This window comes from Amycolatopsis sp. (genome assembly GCF_025464955.1).
Lineage (GTDB): Bacteria > Actinomycetota > Actinomycetes > Mycobacteriales > Pseudonocardiaceae > Amycolatopsis.
In genome coordinates, this window is the sequence record NZ_JAODNM010000021.1 from 1 (window position 1) to 21,587 (window position 21,587).

General features: G+C 66.6%; 19 protein-coding genes. 12 read left to right on the forward strand and 7 right to left on the reverse strand.

The genetic code is table 11. The features are described 5' to 3' along the window. Positions 1-242: 242 nt before the first annotated feature. From JWQ81_RS02660 to JWQ81_RS02680, 5 genes are all read right to left on the reverse strand, one after another. Positions 243-1,853 (reverse strand): ABC transporter ATP-binding protein, encoded by a 1,611-nt coding sequence (locus JWQ81_RS02660; RefSeq protein WP_297537140.1) that lies wholly within the window; start codon positions 1,851-1,853, stop codon positions 243-245. Further along, positions 1,853-2,689, reverse strand: coding sequence for an ABC transporter permease (locus JWQ81_RS02665; RefSeq protein ID WP_297537141.1), 837 nt, complete (start codon positions 2,687-2,689; stop codon positions 1,853-1,855). Before JWQ81_RS02665 ends, JWQ81_RS02660 begins: the two co-directional genes overlap by 1 nt. Further along, positions 2,682-3,650: an ABC transporter permease gene (locus JWQ81_RS02670; protein WP_297537142.1), complete on the reverse strand. Its 969-nt coding sequence runs from the start codon at positions 3,648-3,650 to the stop codon at positions 2,682-2,684. The genes JWQ81_RS02665 and JWQ81_RS02670 overlap by 8 nt, the downstream gene beginning before the upstream one ends. After that, complete coding sequence (locus JWQ81_RS02675) at positions 3,647-5,272, reverse strand: ABC transporter substrate-binding protein (RefSeq protein ID WP_297537143.1); 1,626 nt, start codon at positions 5,270-5,272, stop codon at positions 3,647-3,649. The genes JWQ81_RS02670 and JWQ81_RS02675 overlap by 4 nt, the downstream gene beginning before the upstream one ends. A gap of 378 nt (positions 5,273-5,650) precedes the next feature. After that, on the reverse strand, positions 5,651-6,010 hold the full coding sequence (locus tag JWQ81_RS02680; RefSeq protein WP_297537144.1) for a helix-turn-helix domain-containing protein: 360 nt from the start codon (positions 6,008-6,010) through the stop codon (positions 5,651-5,653). Between the two features lie 17 nt (positions 6,011-6,027). Here JWQ81_RS02680 and JWQ81_RS02685 point away from each other — a divergent pair, with 17 nt between their 5' ends. From JWQ81_RS02685 to JWQ81_RS02735, 11 genes are all read left to right on the forward strand, one after another. Then, entirely contained in the window at positions 6,028-6,255 is a 228-nt protein-coding gene (locus JWQ81_RS02685; RefSeq protein WP_297537145.1) for a hypothetical protein, read from the forward strand. Between the two features lie 99 nt (positions 6,256-6,354). Beyond that, the gene (locus tag JWQ81_RS02690) at positions 6,355-6,813 is read left to right on the forward strand and encodes an alpha/beta hydrolase (protein ID WP_297537146.1); all 459 of its coding nucleotides are present in this window, start codon (positions 6,355-6,357) and stop codon (positions 6,811-6,813) included. 46 nt (positions 6,814-6,859) lie between these two features. Then, entirely contained in the window at positions 6,860-7,435 is a 576-nt protein-coding gene (locus JWQ81_RS02695) for a TetR/AcrR family transcriptional regulator (protein ID WP_297537147.1), read from the forward strand. After that, positions 7,432-8,361, forward strand: coding sequence for an NAD(P)H-binding protein (locus tag JWQ81_RS02700; protein WP_297537148.1), 930 nt, complete (start codon positions 7,432-7,434; stop codon positions 8,359-8,361). The genes JWQ81_RS02695 and JWQ81_RS02700 overlap by 4 nt, the downstream gene beginning before the upstream one ends. 227 nt (positions 8,362-8,588) lie before the next feature. Beyond that, positions 8,589-10,436, forward strand: coding sequence for an ABC transporter substrate-binding protein (locus JWQ81_RS02705; RefSeq protein ID WP_297537149.1), 1,848 nt, complete (start codon positions 8,589-8,591; stop codon positions 10,434-10,436). 64 nt (positions 10,437-10,500) lie between these two features. Next, positions 10,501-11,445, forward strand: coding sequence for an ABC transporter permease (locus tag JWQ81_RS02710; protein WP_297537150.1), 945 nt, complete (start codon positions 10,501-10,503; stop codon positions 11,443-11,445). Further along, positions 11,445-12,392: an ABC transporter permease gene (locus JWQ81_RS02715; protein ID WP_297537151.1), complete on the forward strand. Its 948-nt coding sequence runs from the start codon at positions 11,445-11,447 to the stop codon at positions 12,390-12,392. The genes JWQ81_RS02710 and JWQ81_RS02715 overlap by 1 nt, the downstream gene beginning before the upstream one ends. 1 nt (position 12,393) lies before the next feature. Next, the gene (locus tag JWQ81_RS02720; RefSeq protein WP_297537152.1) at positions 12,394-14,508 is read left to right on the forward strand and encodes an ABC transporter ATP-binding protein; all 2,115 of its coding nucleotides are present in this window, start codon (positions 12,394-12,396) and stop codon (positions 14,506-14,508) included. A gap of 157 nt (positions 14,509-14,665) precedes the next feature. Beyond that, positions 14,666-16,495: an ABC transporter substrate-binding protein gene (locus JWQ81_RS02725; protein ID WP_297537153.1), complete on the forward strand. Its 1,830-nt coding sequence runs from the start codon at positions 14,666-14,668 to the stop codon at positions 16,493-16,495. Positions 16,496-16,622: 127 nt separating this feature from the next. After that, positions 16,623-17,069 (forward strand): nitroreductase family deazaflavin-dependent oxidoreductase, encoded by a 447-nt coding sequence (locus JWQ81_RS02730; RefSeq protein ID WP_297537154.1) that lies wholly within the window; start codon positions 16,623-16,625, stop codon positions 17,067-17,069. Between the two features lie 34 nt (positions 17,070-17,103). Next, positions 17,104-18,027, forward strand: a complete 924-nt coding sequence (locus JWQ81_RS02735) for a patatin family protein (protein ID WP_297537155.1) — start codon at positions 17,104-17,106, stop codon at positions 18,025-18,027. 80 nt (positions 18,028-18,107) lie between these two features. On the opposite strand, the gene JWQ81_RS02740 is transcribed toward JWQ81_RS02735, so the two are convergent. Next, entirely contained in the window at positions 18,108-18,893 is a 786-nt protein-coding gene (locus tag JWQ81_RS02740) for an aldolase/citrate lyase family protein (RefSeq protein ID WP_297537156.1), read from the reverse strand. Continuing rightward, entirely contained in the window at positions 18,886-19,824 is a 939-nt protein-coding gene (locus JWQ81_RS02745) for a 2-hydroxy-3-oxopropionate reductase (RefSeq protein ID WP_297537157.1), read from the reverse strand. Before JWQ81_RS02745 ends, JWQ81_RS02740 begins: the two co-directional genes overlap by 8 nt. Positions 19,825-20,113: 289 nt before the next feature. Here JWQ81_RS02745 and JWQ81_RS02750 point away from each other — a divergent pair, with 289 nt between their 5' ends. Next, positions 20,114-21,040, forward strand: a complete 927-nt coding sequence (locus JWQ81_RS02750; protein ID WP_297537158.1) for a trypsin-like serine protease — start codon at positions 20,114-20,116, stop codon at positions 21,038-21,040. Positions 21,041-21,587: the final 547 nt, after the last annotated feature.

The following is a 21,587-nucleotide window of genomic DNA, read 5'->3' on the forward strand; positions in this document are numbered from 1 at the left end:
TCATTCGGATTGGTCGATGCGGATGGTGGACGGGGTGCCGGAGTTCATCCCGCCGAAATGGCTGGATCAGGAACAGAAACCGATCCACAACACCGCACACGACCGGCCCTACGAGCACGCGGCCTGACTCGGCTCGCCTGGTGACCGTGGTGACGTAACAGTCACCACGGTCGGCGGGATTCGCGTGGTGCCGTGAAGACAATCCGATAGAGCAACGAAAGTGAGGTCGACATGGGTGGGACCTACGAGTCCGACCTCGCCCAGTCCTGGCCGGGGATCGACGCGAGCAGCGCTTGGGTGTATTCATCGCGGGGGTGGTTGAGGACCTCGTCGGCCGGTCCGAGTTCGACGAGCCGGCCGGCGCGCATCACGCCGACGTGGTCGGCGATTTCGCGCACCACGGCGAGGTCGTGGGTGATGAACAGGTACGTCAGGCCGAGTTCGTCCTGTAGCCGTACCAGTAGTTCCAGTATCTGTGCCTGGACGGAGACGTCCAGTGCCGAAACGGGTTCGTCGCAGACAACGAGGTCCGGGTTCAGCGCCAGCGCCCTCGCTATCGCCGCACGCTGGCGCTGTCCGCCGGACAGTTCCGCGGGTTTACGGGTCAGCACGGACGCCGGCAACGCGACCTGGTCGATCAGCGCCGCCGCCTTGGCACGCCGCTCGGCCTTGCCGCCGAGACCGAATGCTCGCAGCGGTTCCGACACGACTTCCTCGATGTTGAACCGGGGGTTCAAGGAGGAGTACGGGTTCTGGTACACCAGCTGGAACCGGCGTCGCAGTTTGCGCAACTCCTCGCCGTCCACCCGCGTGAGGTCGTGGCCATCGAAGGTGACTTTGCCCGCGGACGGGGTTTCGAGGCCCACCACCATTCGCGCGGTGGTCGTCTTGCCCGAACCGGATTCGCCGACAAGAGCGAGTGTCCGACCGCGAGTCAGGGTGAACGTCACGTCGTCCACGGCACGCGGCACCGAACCGTCGTGCGGCGAGAACGACTTCGACAGGCCCTCTGCGGCGACGAGCACCTCCGATCCGGTATCCCGTCGTGGCCGCAGCGGGGTGCGGGACAGGCTCGGCGCGGCGGCCAGCAGCCTCCGGGTGTATGGCTGTTCCGGAGCGGCCAGGATTTCCCGTGTCGGCCCGACTTCGACCACCCCGCCATCCGACATCACCACGATCTTCGACGCGCGGTCGGCGGCTACCCCGAGGTCGTGCGTGATCAGCAGGACCGCGGTGTTCGACTCGACCGCGAGGTGTTCGAGATGATCGAGGATCTCGCGCTGCACGGTGACGTCGAGTGCGCTGGTCGGCTCGTCGGCGATGATCAGCTTCGGCTGGCCGGCCAAGGCGATCGCGATCAGTACACGCTGCCGCAACCCGCCGGACAACTCGTGCGGATACTGGCGCGCCCGTGCTTCCGGCCGGTCGATCCCCGCCCGCCGCAGCAGTTCGACAGCGTCGGTGGCTGCCGCCCGCCTGGTCGCCAGCCGATGGATCGTCAGGACTTCGGCGACCTGGTCACCGATCCGGCGTACGGGGTTCAGCGAGACGGTCGGGTCCTGCGGGACCAGCGCGATCTCGGCGCCCCGGATCGCCTGCCAGCCCCTTTCCGAAAGCTTGGTGAGGTCCGTCCCGGCGAAGGTGATCCTGCCCGCGTCCACCCGGCCACCGCGTGGCAGCAGGCCGATCGCGGCATGTCCCGTCGTGCTCTTGCCCGAGCCCGATTCACCGACGACAGCCACGATCTGCCCGGCCGCGACGGTGAGGTTCACCCCGTCGACAGCGCGGATGAGCCTGGACTTCGTGTGGTAGGAAACGGCCAAGTCATGGATCTCCAGCAGCTCGCCGCTCATCAGCGCTCACTCCGTTCTCCGTCGAACGCACGGGAAAGCCTGTTGGTCGCCAGCACGACGGCCGCGACGGTCAGCCCCGGAAAGGTCGTCATCCACCAGGCGGTGGCGAGGAAGTTGCGGCCGCCGGCGACGAGCGCACCCCACTCGGGTGTCGGTGGGGGAGCGCCGAAGCCGAGGAAACTCAACGCGGAGACTTCCAGCACCGCGGTGCCGAACGTCAGGGTGGCCAACACCAGCACCGGTCCCATCGCGTTCGGGAGGACGTGCCTGCCGAGCACCCCACGCCAGCGGACACCGCTGGCACGCGCGGCCTCGACGAACACCGCTGTCCGGACCCGGAGCACCTCGGCGCGCATGAGCCTGGCGAACGCGGCGAGGTTGGCGATCCCCACCGCGATCGCCACGTTCGTGGTGCCGAAGCCGAGCGCGGTGACCAGCGCGAGCGACAACAGGATGGCGGGAACAGCCTGCAGGACATCGACGACACGCATGATCACCGAGTCCAGCCAGCCGCCGCGGAAACCCGCCACCAGTCCGAGCGCCGAGCCTGCGACGAGCGCGACCAGTACCGCGATCACCGTGGCTCGCAACGACAAAGATGCCCCATGGACGACTCGGGAGAACACGTCGCGACCGGTTTCATCCGTACCGAACAGGTGCGCGGCCGAAGGACCGTGCAGTCGTTCCGCCGGAACGCCGGAGATCGGGTCGTACCCGGTGAACAGGTCCGGGGTGACCGCGGCCAGCAGGACGAACACGATGACCGCCGCCGCGAGCACCAATCCCGGGCGGCGGATGAGGAACCGGGTGTTGCGGCGGAGCAGGAGGTCAGACATCGGCCGTCACCTTCCGCGGACCGCTCTTTACGCCGGCCAGGCGTGGATCGAGCAGGGGATAGAGCAGATCGACGATCAGGTTCACGGTCACGAAGAAGAACGCGGAGAGCACGATCACCGCTTGCACGACCGGGATGTCCTGCGCGGTGACTGCTGCCGACGTCACCCGGCCGACACCGTCACGGGAGAACACCGTCTCGGTCACCACCGACCCGGCGAGCAGGTTCCCGGCCACGACCCCGACCAGGGTCAGCGCCGGCAAGGCCGCGTTGCGCAACGCGTGTCCGAAGTGGACTCTCAACCGGCTCGCCCCTTTCGCCCTGGCGATCTCGATGTAGGGCTCAGCGAGCTGGGTGCGCAGACTCTTCGCGAGGACCTGCCCGATGATCGCGCTCGTCGGCAGCGCCAAGGTGATCGCGGGCAGGATCGTCGAGGCGAACCCGGTCGAACCCAGTGCCGGCAGCAGCCGCAACTGGAACGAGAAAACCTGGATCAGCAGGAGCCCCACCCAGAACGACGGCAGCGAGATCCCCAGCGGCGGCAGGGAAAGCAATGCCTGGCTGAGCCATCTCGCGCGGGTGTAGGTGCCGACTACGGCGATCCCGCCCCCGAACAGCACCGCGAGCACCAGCGCGAGCCCGGTCACCGCCAGCGTCGGCGGCAGCGCGGACAGGACCATGTGCGTGGCGTCGTCCCCGGTCGAGATCGACTTCCCGAAGTCGCCGTGCAGCGCGGCCACGAGGCGCTTGCCGTACTGCTCGTACAGCGGGTCGTTCAGCCCGTATTCGGCCCTGGCCTGAGCGATTTGCTCCGGCGACGCGGTGACTCCGCCGTCCGCGCCGCCGAGCTTCGTCAATACGGCGTCGCCCGGGAGCAGGTAGAGGATCAGGAACGACAGCGTGAACGCAGCCCACAGGACGACTACAGCTTGCGCCAGCCGTCGCAGTACGGCGCGCCTCATGACCCGGAAACCCAGGTGTCGAACAGCTGCAACCGGGAGGACGCTTCAAAATTGACCGCGTGGGTGGTGGGTCCGAGTGCGAGGACCTGGGTCAGTTCGAACACCGGGATGGCGTAGGCATGATCGATGATGAGCCGTTGTGCCTGCTCCGCGGCCGGTTTCCGGATGGCGACGTCCACAGTGGCCGATTGCTGGTCGAGCGCCGTGTCGAGCGCGTTGCCCGGCGCCAGCCTGCTGCGGTTGCCCGCCTTGGTGGAGAACTGCTGGCGCAGGATGTCCGGGTCGGCCCTGGTTACGTTGTACCAGAGGAAGTCGTAGTTGCCCGCCTGCTGCAGTTGCGTGGCCTCGGCGTTGGTGTGCAGTTCGATCCGGAGGTCGAAGCCGATCTTGCGCAGTTGCTGCTGGATGAGCTCGAGCACGCTCTGGTTCTGGTTGAACACCGCGGAGAACACGACACTGGCGCTGAGCCGCTGGCCGGCCTTCGTGCGGATCCCGTCACTGCCGGGAAGCCAGCCATCCGCCTGGAGGAGGGCTTCGGCACCCGCCGGGTCGAACGCCAATTCCGCGGAGAGGTCGGTGTACAGCGGCGTCGCCGAGCCGAGAATACTGGTCGCGGGCTTGTAGTTCGGTGTCAGCACGGTGCTGGTCACTTCTTGCCGGTTGATGCCCTTGGACACCGCTTGGCGCACCTTTTCGTCGGCGAGGACACCGCGGGTGGTGTTCGCGTGCAGGTTGAACACGATGCCGGGGTTCGGCCGGACGGGCTCGCTGAAGCCGTTGCCGGTGAACTGCGGCTCGTCGACCGGCTGCACGTCGGTGATCGCGTCGAGCTGCCCCGAAGCGAGGCTTCCGGTCCGGACCGCGGGCTCCGGCACGATCTTGTAGTCGATCTTGTCCAGATAGGCCTCACCCTGGTGTTTCCACAGCGGGGAACCCCAGCTGTAGCCCTTGCGCTTGCTGAGGATGACGTCCTGGTTCGGCTTGAAGCTGGTGAAGACGAACGGTCCGGAGCCGATCAAGCCGTTGCCCTGGCAGCGCTGTTCGGCGGACTTCGTGTACGTCGCCGGGGCCAGGATGCCGAGCGACATGGTCGAACTCGCCTGCAGGAACTGCGCGCTCGGGGCGGTGAAGTCGATACGCACGGTGTTCGGGTCGACGACTGTCGAGCTCTTGTAGGTGGCGAGGTAGCTGGCGCCGAGCAGAGCTTTCGCCCCGAGCGCCTTGATCCCGTCGAAGCTGGACTTGACCGCCGCGGCGTCGACAGGGGTGCCGTCGGAGAACGTGGCGCCGGACCTGAGGTGGAAGCTGAAGCTCGTCGAATCCGGGTTGACCTCCCATTTCTCGGCGAGCCACGGGGTGATCTTCCCGCTTGTCGGGTCCTGGTCGGTGAGGGAGTCGACGAGCTGACGCCCGACGTTGAGTGCCGCGTTGATGCTGATCTGCTGCGGATCGAGGCAGTCCGGATTGGACGAGATGCCCAGTCGCAGCGTGCCGCCGGGTTTCGGCGGGCCGGCGTCGGTCGCTCCGGCGCCGACGGCCGAGGAGCAGGCGGCGAGCAGCAACGGCAGCGCGAGCGCCAGGACGGCGACGCGGGGGATGCGGGACTTGTCGTGGCCGAACACTCGATGGCCTCCTGCGGTGGGGGTGGTGGCGCGGTCGTCGCGCCGAAGCTGTTGAGCCAGCACCGTTACATGTGCCAGCACCGTTACATGAGGCAGCGCTGTTACGTGAGCCAGCGCTGGCACATGAGGCAACACAGCCACGCTAACCACGAGCTGAACCCTCTCCCACCCGCTGGTACCGACTCCCACACTCCGGTCAGCGCGGGGAAAGCCCTTGACCGACGCGTGCCGGAGTGCTGCGCACGTTCAGGCGGCGATGCCCTGCACAACAGCGCCCTGGTGGAACAGCGTCCAGGGCTGGCAAGAGATCAAGAACGTCGAGCGCGCAGCGCTACACCGGGCGGCCCTGCGCCTGGTATGGCGGGCGCGAGCATGCAGTCACGTCATCCCGAACGCGGCTCGGTAGGCCTGCGGGGTGGTCCCGAGTTGCCGGGCGAAGTGCTGACGCAGGGTGAGTGCGGAGCCGAAGCCGACCCGTTCGGCGACGTGGTCGATCGGCAGGTCGGTCTGCTCCAGCAGGCTCTGCGCCATCACCACCCGTTGGACGCGGAGCCAGTGCAGCGGGGTGAACCCGGTCGCCGCATGGAACCGGCGGTTGAGCGTCCGTGTGCTCAGCGCCGCCTGGCGCCCGATTTCGGCCAGCGTCAGCGGGCGGTGCAGGTTTTCGAGCATCCAGGTGGCCACGTCGTCGAGCGGGCCAGTGCCGGTTTCGAGCTCCCCGTGATCGATGTACTGCACCTGGCCGCCGTCGTGATGTGGCGGCATCACCAGTTTGCGGGCGGCCGGCGTCGGCGAGGGCGAACACGCCGACGCCGATTGCGGCTATCCGCGCGCCGTTGTCGTGGGCCTGGCGCAAGACGTCCCGCGCGAGGTCCGGCAGCGGCTCGGCGTACCGCGTCGAGCCGGGCACGACCACGGTGTCCGCCGCCACCGCGTCGGCGGCGGTCCACCGCGACCGCACGGTGAGCATGTCCTCCTGGTAAAGCGAGGCACTAACCGGGAGGTTCTGCCGCAGCAGGCACATCCGGACGTCGTAAAGCCCTTTGCCCGCCCGGTTCGCCAGCGCGAAGACTACCGAAGGTGTGCTCAGATCGAAGCTGAGGGCTTGGGAGGTGGCGGCACTGGTGGCCGCGCACCGGCCTGCCGGTCTCGCTGGGGTGATCCTGGTCGCACCGGCGCCGCCGAAGCCCGCGGACATTCCCGCGGAGGTCCGGCAGTCGATGGCACAGGCTTACCTGTCGCGCGACAGCGTGCTCGCCGCGATCGAGCAGGTTCTGACCGTTCTTCCGCTCAGCGCGGAGATCCGCGAGCAGGTCGTCGAGGACAGCCTGCGCGGCAATCCCCGTGCCCGCGACGCGTGGCCGGCGGGCGTCGTCGTGGAGGACATCTCCGGTGACGTCGGTACGATCGACGTTCCCGTTCTCGTGGTCGCGTACCTCCCGCGGAGCAGGCTGGAGGTCCTTCCGGGGACCGGTCACTTTTCGCCGCTGGAAGTGCCGGAGGCCGTCGCCCAGGTGATTCGCGACTTCTGTGTCACTTGACAGAGTGCTACTTGACAGTTGGGAGACGACTGGTCATATTGGAAGGATGCCTAGGCCCAGCGTTCGTGAAGTCATCCTCGATACAGCTGTCGCGGAACTCCACCGCACCGGCTTCGCCGCCTGTTCGGTCGACACCATCACCAAGGCCGCAGGAGTGCCGAAGGGCTCATTTTACAACCATTTCAAGAGCAAGGAAGCTCTCGGCGCCGAGGCCGTCGCCCGGTACGCCGAGGGATCCGGCTGGGGCGACGGGGAGCCCGCGGACATGCGCGCCGTCGAACGGCTGCGTCACCGCTTCGAACTGATGCGGGACGTGGTGATCGAGCACGAGTTCACCCGCGGTTGCCTGATCGGCAACATGGGCGCCGAGCAGGCCGACCACAGCGCGGTCATTCGCGCCCAGGTCGACGTGAGCCTGAAGGGCTGGTCGGAGAGCATCGGGGAACTGATTCTCACCGGACAGGCCGAGGGCGACATCGCCGCCGGACAGGAACCGGAGCGCCTCGGCCGGTTCATGCTCAACGCGTTCGAGGGGACACTCATGCGGGTCAAGGTCGTCAAGACCACCGAGCCTTTCGAAGACTTCTTCGGCGTGTTTTTCGACGTTCTGCTGTGCCAGTGACGTCCGCCGTCAGGCCGGTGCTCGTCACTGGCGCCGCTGGTACGACCGGCGGAGTCGGCGGCCTGGTAGTGGCGAACCTGCTGTCGCGCGGTCTGCCGGTGCGTGCGCTGGTCCGGCGCTCCGACGAACGGGCGGACGCCCTTCGGGCCCAGGGGGCCGAGGTCGTTGTAGCCGACCTCACCCGGGCCGGCGACATCGCCGGCGCGCTCGACGGCTGCCGCGGTATGTACTTCGGTATGAGCGTGTCTGCGCAGTACGTCGAAGCCACCGCTGCTGCCGCGGCCGCCGCGCTCGACCACGGGCAGTTGGAGATCTTCGTCAACATGTCGCAGATGACGGTTTCCCAGATGAGCCTGAACAGCTCGGCCGAGTCGAACCAGCAGCGGCTGCACTGGCTCGGCGAGCAGATCCTGAACTGGTCCGGGCTGCCGGTCGCCCACGTCCGGCCGACCACGTTCCTGGAGAACCCGCTGTTCAAGATGCTGGCCGCCGACTCGATCCGGCGCGAGGACACCATCCGGCTGCCGTTCGGTTCGGCGCGCACGTCTCCGGTTGCGGCGTCCGACGTCGCCGAGGTCGTTTCCACACTGCTGGCCCATCCCGCGAACAGCGCCGGACGGGTCTACGAACTGACGGGGTCGACCTCTCGGGATCTGGCCGCGATCGCCGCGGAGTTTTCTGCGGCGCTGGGCCGGAAAATCACCTATGTCGATATGTCCTATGAGGACTGGTTACGCGAACTCGGCGGCCTGGGTCTGCCGGAGCACGTTTTCGACCACATCTCCACGATGGCGCGCCTGCACGCGGACAACCGGTACGACCGCGCCTCCGGGGACATCGAGGCGATTCTGGGCAGGCCCGCTTCGGGCATCGCCGACTTTGTCGGCAGCAATCCCGCGTTGTTCGCCCAATCGATGTCCGGTTGACGGCAAAAATAGCTATATGGTGCATAAGAACGTTTTCCGCTTGAATGGATAACGGTCTTATTTCCGACCACGGTCGCGGGCGGTGAATTACGCACACTTCATAGACAACGCACAGTTGGCCGTGTACCTCTCTTGTAGCTGAGACGGGTGATCGTCGGGTCGCAGTGATCACGGTGGGCTAGCTCGTGGACGCGGGCGTACTGCCAGAACAAGAAGAGGTGACGTGCATGGCCGGGCGGCGGAAACGTGTCGTAGTGGGGGCCGCGCTCGCGGCCTTCGGCCTGTTGGCGGCGGCCTGCAGCGGCAGCAGCGGCAGTGGGGGAGCCGCGCAGCAGGGCGGCACCGCGGTCTACGGCGAGGACTCCGGCGCGACGCCGAGCTGGATCTTCCCGTTCATCGACTCGGCACACAACAGCACCAACACGATCCTGCAGTTCGAGGACCTGATGTACCGGCCGCTGTACTACGTCGGCCTTGGTGACCAACCGGACATCAACCCCGACGTCAGCGTGGCAGAGCTGCCCAAGTTCAGCGACAACAACACCAAGGTCGTTATCGATCTCAAGCCCTACACCTGGTCCAACGGCGAGAAGCTCACCCCGCAGGACGTCGTGTTCTGGACCAACATGATGTTCGCGGAGAAGGCCAACTTCGCGAACTACGTGCCGAACGAGTTTCCGGACAACGTGAAGTCGGTCGCCGCCACCGGTGCTTCCCAGGTCACCTTGACCTTCAACGACAGCTACTCGGCGGACTGGATCCTCAAGGACGAGCTGACGCTGATCACGCCCATGCCGATGGCGTGGGACAAGACCTCCGACTCGGCCGCGGCCGGCTCCGGCGGCTGCACGGCGGACAAGTCCAAATGCGACGCCGTGTACAAGTACCTGTTCGCCAAGAGCAAGGACCTCAGCACCTATCAGGCCGACCCCGTGTGGCAGGTTGTCGACGGTCCGTGGCACCTGACGCAGTACTCCTCCGACGGCACGCTCACGATGAAGCCGAACCCGACCTACAGCGGGTCGGCCAAGCCGAAGCTGGACGCCTTCAAAGAGGTCCCGACGACATCGTCCGCGGCCCTGTACAACGAACTGCGCGCCGGGAAGATCGTGAACATCGGCTCGGTCGACCGAACCAGCTTGCCCAAGCGTGACGTCACCAGTTCGAGCCCGCTGCCCGCGACCAACCCGCTCAGCGCGTCCGGCTACGACCTGACACCCGAGTACGTCTGGGGCTGGTCCTACGGCCTGGAGAACTACAAGAACCCGACTTTCGGACCGGTTTTCCAACAGCTGTACATCCGGCAGGCGATCCAGGCCACGATCGACCAGGAAACGGACAGCGCGGTAGCGTGGCGGGGGTATGCGACCCCGGCCGTGGGTCCGATCCCGACGCAGCCGCAGACGAAGTACCTTTCGCCCAATGCCAAGGGCGCGCAGGGCCAAGGTGCAAACCCGTTCGACGTGGACAAGGCGAAGCAGTTGCTCACCAGTCACGGCTGGACCCTGCAAGGCGGTGTGATGGTCTGCACCAGTGCGGGTACCGCACCGAACCAGTGCGGCACCGGAATCCCCGCGGGCCAGAAGCTGAACCCGACGCTCGAATACGAAAGCGGCGTCCCGTCGCTGGACGAGACCGAGCAGCAGTTCAAGTCGGACGCGTCCAAGGCGGGCATCCAGCTCAACCTCAAGCAGCAGCCGTTCAACACCGTCATCTCCGACATCACCAGCTGCAGCAGCCAACCGTCCACTTGCAACTGGGAGATGGGCGAGTTCGGGTACGAGACCTATAGCGGTCCCAACCCGACCGGTGACGGGTTCTTCCTCCCCGGCGCGGCTGCCAACTACAGCAGCGTCAACGACCCGAAGCTGACCCAGCTGGTCCAGGCCACCTTGCACAGTGACGCATCGGACGCCTTCAACACCTACTCCGACTATGTATCGCAGAACCTGCCCGGGGAGTTCAACGCCGCGGACAGTTATAAGGTCTACGCGTACTCGTCGAACCTGCACGGTTTCGCACCGTTCAGCCCGCTCGGCGGTTTGCTGCCGGAGACCTGGTACTTCACCAAGTAGAGGAAGACATGCGCCACTCGCCAATCATGACGAGGGTCGCGACCACGCAGGGCGGGGCGCGGCGATGACGGGTTACCTGATTCGCCGCATCCTGCAGTCCATTGTGGTCGTGGTCCTGGTCGGCATTCTCACCTTCATCCTGCTGCACCTGCTGCCGGGCGGAGAGGCACGGGCGATCCTCGGGCCGAAGGCGAACCAGGTCCAGCTGGACCAGTTCATCCATGAGAACGGCCTCGACAAGCCGCTGCTCACCCAGTTCTTCAGCTGGGCGGGCAACGTCCTGCACGGGGACCTCGGGTACTCCTACCACCTGAACCAGACGGTTACCGGGGTGATCGCCGACCACCTGCCGAAGACGATCCTGCTGATGTTCATCTCCACCCTGGTGGCGCTGATCATCGCGATCCCGGTCGGCGTCTACCAGGCGCGTAAGCGCAACAGCATCGGCGACTACACGGTCACCACGCTGTCGTTCGCGTTCTATTCGATGCCCAGCTTCTTCCTCGGCGAGATCCTGATCCTGGTCTTCGCGATCGACCTGCACTGGTTCTCCCCGGTCGGGCCGAACGGCGACTCGATCGCCGACATCCTGAGCCAGACCCCGGCCCTGATCCTGCCGGTGATCACGCTGGCCCTGATCACGATCGCCTCGTTCAGCCGGTACATGCGGTCCTCGGTGATGGAGAACCTCAGCCAGGACTACGTGCGCACGGCGTTGGCGGGCGGGGCGAGTGACGGCCGCGTCATGCGGCGCCACGTCCTGCGCAATTCGATGATCCCGATCGCGACCCTGCTCGGCCTTTCGCTGCCGAGCCTGTTTGCCGGCGCGCTGATCACCGAGCAGGTGTTCAACTATCCCGGGATGGGCTTCATCTTCGTGCAGGAGGCCCAGGTCCGCGACTACCCCACTTTGCTCGGCATCGGCCTGGTCGTCGCGCTGGCGACCGTGGTCGGTTCGCTGCTCGCGGACATCGCCTACGCCGTGCTGGACCCGAGGGTGAAATACTGATGAACCCACTGTCGAACGAACAGATCGTGGCCGAGGCCGAACACGGCCCCGTCGACCTGACCCCGGCCGACGCGCCGGTAGCGGGCCCGGCCAAGCCGCCCAAGTCCGCGCTGCGCATGACGTTGCAGGCGTTCCTCGAGAACAAGCTGGCGATCGCGGGCCTGGTCCTGATCGTGCTGCTGGTGCTGTTCTGCTTCCTCGGTCCGCTGCTCTACCACACCGAGCAGATCCAGACGGACCTCAAGGGCGCGGACCTCGGGCCCGGCGGCGGCCATCCGCTCGGCACCGACGACGTCGGCTACGACGAACTCGGCAGGCTGATGGCCGGCGGACAGTCCTCGCTGGAGATCGGCGTCGCCGCGGCCATCATCGCGACCGTTTTCGGGACGCTGTGGGGCGCGGTCGCCGGGTACGTCGGCGGCTTCGTCGACTCGGTGATGATGCGCATCGTCGACACCTTCCTCGCGATCCCGACGCTCTTCCTGCTGCTGATCCTCGCGGCGATCTTCTCGCCGAGTGTGGGCCTGCTGATCCTGGTGGTCTCCTTCGGTGCCTGGCTGACCCCGGCGCGGCTCGTCCGCGGTGAGACGTTGTCCTTGCGCACCAGGGAGTACGTGCAGGCGGTCAAGATGATGGGCGGCGGTAACAGACGCGCGATCCTGCGTCACATCGCGCCCAACGCGATCGGCACCATCGTGGTCAACGCGACCTTCCAGGTGGCCGACGCGATTCTGGTCGTCGCCGCGCTGAGCTACCTCGGCCTCGGGATTTCGCCGCCGCACGCGGACTGGGGCAACATGCTGTCCAACGGCACCAACTTCGTGCAGAACGGGTACTGGTGGATGATCCTGCCGCCGGGTATCGCGATCATGCTCGCCGTCATCGCGTTCAACTTCCTCGGCGACGCGCTGCGGGACGCCCTCGAAGTACGACTCCGGAAGCGCTGAAATGACTGACCTCAACGGAACCGGCCCGGTACTGCGCCTGGAAGACCTCCACACCACCATCGACGTCCGAGGTGGCGTGGTGCACCCGGTCGACGGCGTGAGCCTGCACGTCGATCGCGGTGAAATGCTCGGCATCGTCGGCGAATCGGGCTGTGGCAAGACGATGACGGCGTTGTCGATCATGCGGCTGCTGCCCGAGGGTGGCAAGATCGCGTCCGGACGCATGCTGCTCGGCGGCGAGGACATCGCGCAGATGACCGAGCCGGAGCTGCGCGCGGTGCGCGGCGGGCGCATCGGGATGGTCTTCCAGGACCCGATGACCTCGCTGAACCCGACCATCCAAATCGGCAAGCAGGTCGCCGAACCGCTGGAGCTGCATTCCACGCTGTCCGCGAAGGAACTGCGCGAGCGGGCGACCGAGGTGCTGAACCTGGTCGGCCTGCCCAGGGCGTCCGAGCGGCTGAACGACTACCCGCACCAGCTTTCCGGCGGGATGCGGCAGCGGGTCGTGATCGCCAGGGCCCTGATCTGCGACCCGGAGCTGCTGATCGCCGACGAGCCGACCACCGCGCTGGACGTCACCATCCAGCAGCAGATCCTCGAGCTCATCGACGACCTGCGGGAGCGGATCGGGATGGCCGTCATCCTGGTCACGCACGATCTCGGCGTGGTCGCGGGCCGGGCGGACCGGGTCGCGGTGATGTACGCCGGCCGGGTCGCCGAGGTCACCGACACGCGGTCGCTGTTCGGCAATCCGCGGCACCCGTACACCGAGGCACTGTTCGAGTCGCTGCCGGAGAACTCGGCGGAGAGCGGCCAGAAGCTGTACAGCATCCCGGGGCTGCCGCCGGACCTCGTCAAGCCGGCCGCGGGGTGCCGGTTCGCGGCGCGATGCCGTTACGCGACACCGGAATGCGTCGACAACGACCCTGTCCCGCGAGGGGATGTCGACGGCCACGAGTACGCGTGCTTCCACCCGGTCGGTGACCCCGAGCTGCTCGAGGTCACCCGCGTCACGACCGTGCGCGAGCCCGGCACGGCACCCGCGGAGGCAGGTCCGGTCACCGACAGCGAACCGAAACCGTTGCTGGTCGTCGAGAACCTGGTCAAGAACTTCCCGGTCACCGTCGGCGCGATCCTGCGCCGCAAGGCGGGCTCGGTCTCCGCGATCGCCGACGTGAGCTTCTCGGTGGGCGTGGGGGAGACCTACGGCCTGGTCGGTGAGTCCGGGTGCGGCAAGACCACCATCGGGCGCACCATCGTCGGACTGGAGACACCCGACAGCGGGCACATCCGGATCAACGGGACCGAGCTGACTTCGTTGCGGGGCAAGGCATTGCGGCGGCGACGCCAGGAGACCCAGCTGGTGTTCCAGGACCCGTACGCCTCGCTGGACCCCCGGATGAGGGTCGGCGCGATCCTCGCCGAACCGCTGGCCATCCACGGCATCGGCAATCGGGCCCAGCGCACCGCCGCCGTTGGTGAGCTGCTGGCCGAAGTCGGGCTGCCGGCTTCGGCGGCCGAGCGGTATCCGCACGAGTTCTCCGGCGGCCAGCGCCAGCGCATCGGCCTGGCCAGGGCACTCGCGCTCAAGCCGAAGCTGATCGTGGCCGACGAGCCGGTGTCCGCGTTGGACGTCTCCATCCAGGCACAGATCTTGAACCTGATGGGCGACCTGCAGAAGCGGCACGGCCTGACCTACGTGTTCATTTCCCACGACCTGTCCGTGGTGCGCTACCTTGCCGACCGGATTGGCGTGATGTACCTGGGCAAGCTCGTCGAGAGCGGTCCGGCCGCCGACGTCTACCAGGCGCCGCGGCACCCGTACACGCGCGGACTGATCGACACGATCCCGGTGGCGGATCCGTGGGCAGGCAAGGGCCGGGACACCGAGGGCATCCGCGGCGAGTTGCCGTCCGCGATCACCCCACCTTCGGGATGCCGGTTTCGTACCCGTTGTCCGATCGCGCAGGACATTTGCGCCACCGAAGAGCCCGCGATGCGGTGGTTCGGTGAGAACGGGCACGAGGCCGCCTGCCACTTCCCCCTGGAAGCGGTGGGGGCCGGTGCGCCGTCGGGATCGGCGGGATCGGCGGCGGAAAGCTCGTCGGTCTAGACCAGTCAGTCAGTTTCTACCAAGATGTGGGATGAGTCGTTGATTCGGTGGCCGACGTGAAGGATGTTCGCGTCACCCGATCGGTGGAATTTCGATCGCTGCAGAGCGTGGCCTGGCGGCCAAAGCCGCCGGTCACCTGGTTGAGGGGAGTCGCTTGATGCGGCTGCGGAAGTTGTTGGCGTTCACCTTTGCGGTGGTGGCGGGCGCGGGCCTGCTGGTCGCCTGTACCGGGGGCAGTACGAGTTCGGGCGGGACTCCGCAGGAGGGTGGCACCGCCACGTTCGCCGAGTCACCTGGTACGCAGCCGAACTGGATCTTCCCGTTCGTCGATTCCGCGCACAACAGCGGCTACGCGACCGGCGACCTCGAGCAGCTGATGTACCGCGAGCTGTACTGGTACGGCGACAACAAGGGCGGCAACGGGCTGAACCTCACCAAGAGCCTCGCCGACGCGCCGATCTACAGCGACAACAACAGCAAGGTCGTCATCAACCTCAAGCTGTACAAGTGGTCCAACGGCGAGGATGTGAACGCCAAGGACGTCGTGTTCTGGATGAACATGATGTTCACCGAGAAGGCCAACTGGTTCGCGTACGTGCCCGGGGAGTTCCCGGACAACGTCAAGTTGGCCACCGCGACCGGGCCGCAGCAGGTCACCCTGCAGCTGACCGGCTCGTACTCGCCGACCTGGTTCACCGGTGACGAGCTCACGCAGATCGCCCCGATGCCGATGGCCTGGGACAAGACCTCCGACGCGGCGGCGGCCGGCAGCGGCGGCTGCGCGGACGACCGGAGCAAGTGCGACGCTGTTTACAAGTACCTGTTCGACAAGAGCAAGGACGAGTCGACTTACGCCAAGGACCCGCTCTGGCAGGTCGTCGACGGTCCGTGGCACCTGACCGCGTTCGACTCCGACGGCAACATCAGCTATGACCCGAACCCGAAGTACAGCGGGCCGGACAAGCCGCACCTTGCGCACTACAAGATGCAGCCGTTCACCAGCACCACCGCCGAGTTCAACGCGCTGCAGAGCGGCAAGACCGTGGACGTCGGCTCGGTGCAGGGCACCCAGCTGCCGAAGAAGACCACCGGCGAGGCGGTGCCCAAGACCAACCCCCTCAGCGCGAACTACAACCTCGTGCCCGCCTACGGCTGGGGCTGGAGCACGTCCCTGCTGAACATGGACAACCCGATCTACGGCTCGGTGTTCAAGCAGCTCTACATCCGGCAGGCGATGCAGCAGACCCTCGACCAGGTAACCGACGTTGACGTGGCCTTCCTCGGCTACGGCGCGCCGACGACGGGCCCGGTTCCGGTGAACCCGGACAACGAGTACATCACCGCGGCCGAACGCGGTGCCGGCCCGTACCCGTTCGACATCGCCAAGGCCAAGGGCCTGCTGACCGCCCACGGCTGGACCTTGCAGAATGGGGTGATGGTCTGCACCAGCCCGGGCGGCGCGGCCAACCAGTGCGGTGACGGCGTCGCGGCGGGCGCGAAACTGGAGTTCAACTTCCAGTACTCCAACGGGAACCCCGCCTACGCCCGGATCATGCAGCAGTGGAAGACCGACGCGGCCTCGGCCGGGATCGTGTTCGACATGAAGCCGCTGGAGTTCAATCAGCTGATCAACGACATCAGCAGCTGCCACGGTTCGGGCCCGGCCTGCAACTGGCAGATCGGTTTCTTCGGCTACCAGCAGTACAACGCGGTCCCGACCGGTGACCAGCTGCTGCTGCCGGGGTCCAGCGGCAACCTCGGGAACTACAACGACCCGCAGCTCAACTCGCTGATCAACGCGACACTGCGCAGCGACGACAAGTCGGCCTTCGCGAACTACGAAGACTACGCCGTCAAGACGCTGCCAGGGCAGATCAACATGCCGCTGCGGACCTACATGGAGGTCGTCGCCAAGAACCTCGGAGGCGTGGCGTACCCCCCGGTGCAGACCGCGCGCTCGCCGGAGGAGTGGTACTTCACCAAGTAGTCGGCCCCAGGGCTCGTGAGCGTTCCGGCCGGTTCCAACCGGACGGAACGCTCACGAGTCCTACCGTCCTTAAAGGTACGGACTTCGTATCGTATGAAACTCGTACGACTTGCGGTAGGCTTCGTGCATGACGAACGCAGAGAAGTACCGCCGGAGGGTCAACGCCTTCAACAAGGTGGTCGTCCGGCTTCAGCGGTTCGGCATCGCCTTCGGGCCGATGCAGTTGCTCACGGTCGCGGGACGGCGCAGCGGGGAGCCGCGCACGTTCCCGATCGCGGTGCTCCCGCTCGCCGGCGGGCGCTACATCATCCAGGCGTACCCGAAAGCCGCGTGGGTGGCCAACGTGCGGGCCGCGGACACGGTCACCCTGACGCGGGGACGGCGCTCCTCGGTCGTCCGGCTGGCCGAGGTGCCGGTCGAAGACCGCGGGCCGCTGCTGCGCGAGGTGGTGGAAACCGGTCCGGCGAGCGTCGGCAATCGCTACGTGACCACCGGGCTGGCCGACACGCCCACCCCGGACGGGGTTGCCGCGGCTGCCGGGCGCATCGCCGTCTTCCGCGTGGATCCCGTTTAGAGCGCGCGAGAACAGCCGGGACTATTCTCGTGCGGTGGGAGATTCGGTACTCGAGTTGATCGAACGCCGCGCGAAGGGGTCGAGCGTTCCCGGTGAACGTGGAGATCCCTTCCGGCTGGCGCTGGCGATCGAAGGGGGCGGCAGCCGCGGGACTTACTCGAGCGGGATGGCCGTCGAGTTGGAGCGGCGTGGGCTCGTGTCGGTCTTTGACGACGTCTACGGCTCGTCGATGGGCGCGATCACTGCAGCCTGGCTGCTGTCCGGGAAGGTCGAGCACGGCGTGTCGTTCTGGTGGCATCCCGAGGTGATGCCGAACGTCGTCCGCCCGCGGGCGGTATTGCGGCGGAAGCCGGTGGTGGACCTGGAGTTCCTCATGGAGGAGGTCTACCAGCGGTGGGCGGAGCTCGACTTCGGCGCGGTACTGGCGAACCCGGTGCGGCTGCACCCGATGGCGACCGACGCCGACAGCGGCGCTGCCCTGGACCTCGCCCCGTTTCTGCGCGACGCCGAGTCGCTCAAGCTCGCGTTGCGCGGGTCCGCCGGCCTGCCGTTCCTGTCGGGGCCGATCGTCCGGCTCGGTGGGCATCGGCTGCTGGACGGTGGGCTCGCCGAGGCGATTCCGTACCATTCGGCGTTGCGTGACGGCTGTACGCATGTGCTGGTGCTGCGCACCCGTCGCGCGGACGAACCGGCCATGCCGCCGTCTCGGGCGGAGAACCTCGTGGTGTCCGCCTTTCTCCGCCGTACCGCGCCGGCGACGCTCGATGCGTGGCGTGACCACACCGAGCGTCGCAGGCAGGACGACCAGCGGCTGACCAGCGAGGGCAGCGATCTCGCGCAGGTCCTGGTTCCGTCCGGTTCTCCCAACGTCTCGCGGCTGACCGTCGACGTCGATCTGCTGCACCGCGCCGTCGACCTCGGCGCCGCCGCGATGGCCCAAGCCCTCGACCACGACTAGCGGTCGAGAGCACCGCAACTCGCCGTCGAGTTGCGGTAGTTGATGTTCGCAACGATCGCAACTCGCCGTCGAGTTGCGCGTCAGGAGGCTCGGGCGGAGACCTCCTGGCGTCGGTGCTCGGTCACGAAGTCGACGGCGTGTTTTCCGGCCTGGGTAAGCAGGGTGGCGTCGGAGCCGATGCCGATGAAGCGGAAGCCCCGGTCGGCGTAGCGACGTGCTGTGGTCGCGTCGGGGGCGAGGATGCCTACTGCTGTGCCGGTCTGGTCGGCGGCGGCGAGTACGCGGTCGAGGGCGGCTTGGAAGATCGGCGCGGTGGTGTTGCCGGGGACGCCGAGGTCGTGTGAGAGGTCTCGGGGTCCGATGAACAGGACGTCGATTCCGGGGATGTGGGCGATCTCTTCGATCTGTTCGAGTGCTCGGCGGTTCTCGATCTGGATGACGCTGACGATTTGGTCGTTTGCGGTGTCCAGGGCTTCAGGGTGCAGCCCGAAGCCGCAGGCCCGGTTGTAGGTGGCGACGCCGCGGTCCCCGAGCGGCGGGTAGCGCAGATGCTCGAGCGCTTGCCGGGCTTGGGAGGTGGTTTCCAACCGGGGGAACATGACGCCGGCTGCGCCCATGTCCAGCACTCGGCCGGCTCGGATGCGGTCGGCGGACTCGACTCGGACGAGCAGTGGGACGCGGTGTGCGTCGGCGGCGAGTTGTTGCGGTATCAAGGCGTCTTCGCCGCCGGTACCGTGTTCGAGGTCGACCAGCAGCCAGTCGAACCCGGCGAGCGCGCAAGCCTCGGCCGCCAGTCCGGAGCCGAGGCCGAGGAAGGTTCCGTAGAGGGTTTCCGCGTTGGCGAGGCGTTGTCGAAGATCAGTCATTTCGTCGCCCCGACAGCCGTTCGGTGAGTTTGAGCAGGGCGCTGTGGTCGAGGGCGCCGTCGCCTTGCGCGCGCACCGCAGCCAGCAGCTGGCTGACGAGCGCACCTACCGGAATGACGGCCTTCACCTGTTCGGCGACCGCCAAGGCGATCTGAAGATCCTTGTGGTGCAGGTCGATCCGGAAGCCCGGGCTGAAATCGCGGGCCAGCATGCTGGCGGCCTTGCGGTCCAGGATGCGGTTTCCGGCCAGGCCGCCCGCCAGCACACTGAGCCCGGCCGTGGCGTCGACGCCGGACGCTTCGAGCAGGACGATCGCTTCCGCGACGAGCTCGATCGTGCCGGCGACGACGAGTTGGTTGGCGGCTTTGACGATCTGCCCGGATCCGCTGGGACCGACGTGGACGATGGTGGTGCCCAGTGCTCGCAACACCGGTTGGGCCAGCTCGACCGTGGACGCGTCGCCGCCGCACATGATCGAGAGGGTGCCGTCGATCGCGCCCTGCTCACCGCCGGACACCGGCGCGTCGAGCGCGCGGATTCCCCGTGTCGCGGCGGCATCCGCCACCGCGACCGCGGTCCGCGGCGAGATGGTGCTCATGTCGATGTAGAGCTGTCCGGACTGGGCGGTGTCGATGATGCCGTTCTCGCCGAGAGCCACGGCTTCCACGTCCGGTGAGTCCGGCAGCATCGTGATGACGACGTCGGAGTTGCGTGTGACGTCCGCGACGGATTGGCCGACGCGGCCGCCCAGCGCGGCCAGTTTGTCGACCGCAGAACGGCTGCGGTTGTGGCCGATCACCTCGAAGCCGTTCATGACCAGGTTGGCGGCCATGGGTAGGCCCATGACCCCCAGTCCGATGAATCCGATTCGCGCGCGTTCGGGCACAGTGCCTCCATGGCTCGGCTGGAACTGGGACGTTACTGTCCACAATGGATTTTCAGAGTCGATTGCTTCGGGCAGGCCAGGGTTCCTCGACGAACCGTGGCCGATCGGGTGCGGGCTTCGTTGCGCCGCGCTCCCAGTGAAGGTGGTTTCCACGGTCACATGGCTCCGCGGTCCGGGCAAGGCAGGGTTGATAACGATTCAGACATGTGATCAGTATTCATGTATATGAACATTGCCCGCCAGGTGAAAGCTTCGACGGATTGACTTCGCCAGATGGCTGCGATCTGATTGGCCGGGCTTACATCTCGCGTTCGCGAGCGACTGGGGGTCGGACATGCAGGGGTTGCGTTCTCGGTCGGCGATCGTGGTTGCCGTGGTGCTGGCGATCGCCGGTAGCTATCCCGCCCAAGCGGGGGCCGTTGAGGTCAAGGGGCAGGCGGTGAGCGTCGACCAGTTGGATTCGGCGGCGACCGCGCGGTACTGGACGGCGGACAGGATGGCGGCGGCGACGCCCTCTGGTCACGCCGCGGTGGCTGGCGGACCGCCGCCTGGTACGCCGACCGCCACCGAATTCACCGGCGTACCCACGGTCGGGGCATTGTTCTTCGCGGATGGCTCGGGAAATCACTATTGCTCAGCCAGTGTGGTGAACAGCTTGACCCGCAATCTGGTGCTGACGGCCGCGCACTGCGTCTACTCCGCGACTTCCGGCTCCGCGACCACTGTGGAATATGTACCCGGATACCACGACGGTCAGCGGCCCTACGGCGTGTACCCGGGGAAGAGTGTTGCCGTGTCCGATGGTTGGAAGCAGCGCGCCGACATCAATGTCGACTTCGCTGTCCTCACCGTGACACCGGATCCGAGTACCGGCAGGCAGGTCCAGGCCGTGACCGGGGGCAACTGGCTGGGTGTCGATCTCGGCTACGATCACCAGATCGAGGCGATCGGCCATCCGATGACGACCGAGGAACCGGTCCACTGCGCCACTCGGAGTTTCGCGGCCCCGGTGCCGTCCCAGCTGCAATTCAACTGCGACCCGTTTCCCGACGGTACCAGTGGCGGGCCGTTCCTGATCGGATACAACCCCCGCCGCGGGTCCGGAATAGTGATCGGTGTCATCGGCGGGTACGAGCAGGGTGGGGACTTCACCTGGACGTCGTACAGCTCGTATTTCGACGAAAAGGTGCTCGCGCTCTACATCAGCGCGGAGCTGGCGCAGGGACGTTCGGTCGGCGCCGGCTCAGTGGTGGCGCCGTAGACGGCTCGCAAGGGCTCGATCTCAGCACCTTCCAGCCGATCGGCGCGCCTGGTATCGGCAGGATCGGGAAGCTGGGTCACTGAATTGGCCGCCCCCTTTGTCCTCCCGCAACTAGAGCACGCATTCGAGACTCGGTCAGTTGATTAACGCAATCGCTGACCGTCGTCTGCCCCGGGGTCGTTTTGGCAATGCGTCTTACAGGGTGATATTACGATCGTGAACTATTCGAGAATTCCGGTGTGTTATCCGGGATGTGTCGCCGGCGTAATCCGGATTATGTTTCGGCTTCACCGAAGACTGCCCATTCGTGCGGGAATCGATTATTTCCTGGCGAAATTGATCATCTGCTCCTCGGCGATGTACGCCGGTGATATTCAAGGCCAGCGGCACGTGGTCAGGCGAAGACCGGGTCCGCTAGGAAGTGATCAACAATGGGGATTAGGGGTTCGGCGTTCGGGATTGGGGTTGGCTACCGGGTGCTGTGGACGTAGCGTTTCCCCACTGGCTCTCTGCCCAACGTCGGGCGATCCCCCTCCCGTTGATCGTG

Excerpts from the sequence above, each read along its gene's own strand:
- JWQ81_RS02710 (WP_297537150.1), top strand. The coding sequence starts at position 10,501 with ATGACGGGTTACCTGATTCGCCGCATCCTGCAGTCCATTGTGGTCGTG.
- JWQ81_RS02665 (WP_297537141.1), bottom strand. The coding sequence starts at position 2,689 with ATGTCTGACCTCCTGCTCCGCCGCAACACCCGGTTCCTCATCCGCCGC.
- JWQ81_RS02750 (WP_297537158.1), top strand. The coding sequence starts at position 20,114 with ATGCAGGGGTTGCGTTCTCGGTCGGCGATCGTGGTTGCCGTGGTGCTG.
- JWQ81_RS02670 (WP_297537142.1), bottom strand. The coding sequence starts at position 3,650 with ATGAGGCGCGCCGTACTGCGACGGCTGGCGCAAGCTGTAGTCGTCCTG.
- JWQ81_RS02730 (WP_297537154.1), top strand. The coding sequence starts at position 16,623 with ATGACGAACGCAGAGAAGTACCGCCGGAGGGTCAACGCCTTCAACAAG.
- JWQ81_RS02720 (WP_297537152.1), top strand. The coding sequence starts at position 12,394 with ATGACTGACCTCAACGGAACCGGCCCGGTACTGCGCCTGGAAGACCTC.
- JWQ81_RS02715 (WP_297537151.1), top strand. The coding sequence starts at position 11,445 with ATGAACCCACTGTCGAACGAACAGATCGTGGCCGAGGCCGAACACGGC.
- JWQ81_RS02740 (WP_297537156.1), bottom strand. The coding sequence starts at position 18,893 with ATGACTGATCTTCGACAACGCCTCGCCAACGCGGAAACCCTCTACGGA.
- JWQ81_RS02705 (WP_297537149.1), top strand. The coding sequence starts at position 8,589 with ATGGCCGGGCGGCGGAAACGTGTCGTAGTGGGGGCCGCGCTCGCGGCC.
- JWQ81_RS02725 (WP_297537153.1), top strand. The coding sequence starts at position 14,666 with ATGCGGCTGCGGAAGTTGTTGGCGTTCACCTTTGCGGTGGTGGCGGGC.
- JWQ81_RS02695 (WP_297537147.1), top strand. The coding sequence starts at position 6,860 with ATGCCTAGGCCCAGCGTTCGTGAAGTCATCCTCGATACAGCTGTCGCG.
- JWQ81_RS02660 (WP_297537140.1), bottom strand. The coding sequence starts at position 1,853 with ATGAGCGGCGAGCTGCTGGAGATCCATGACTTGGCCGTTTCCTACCAC.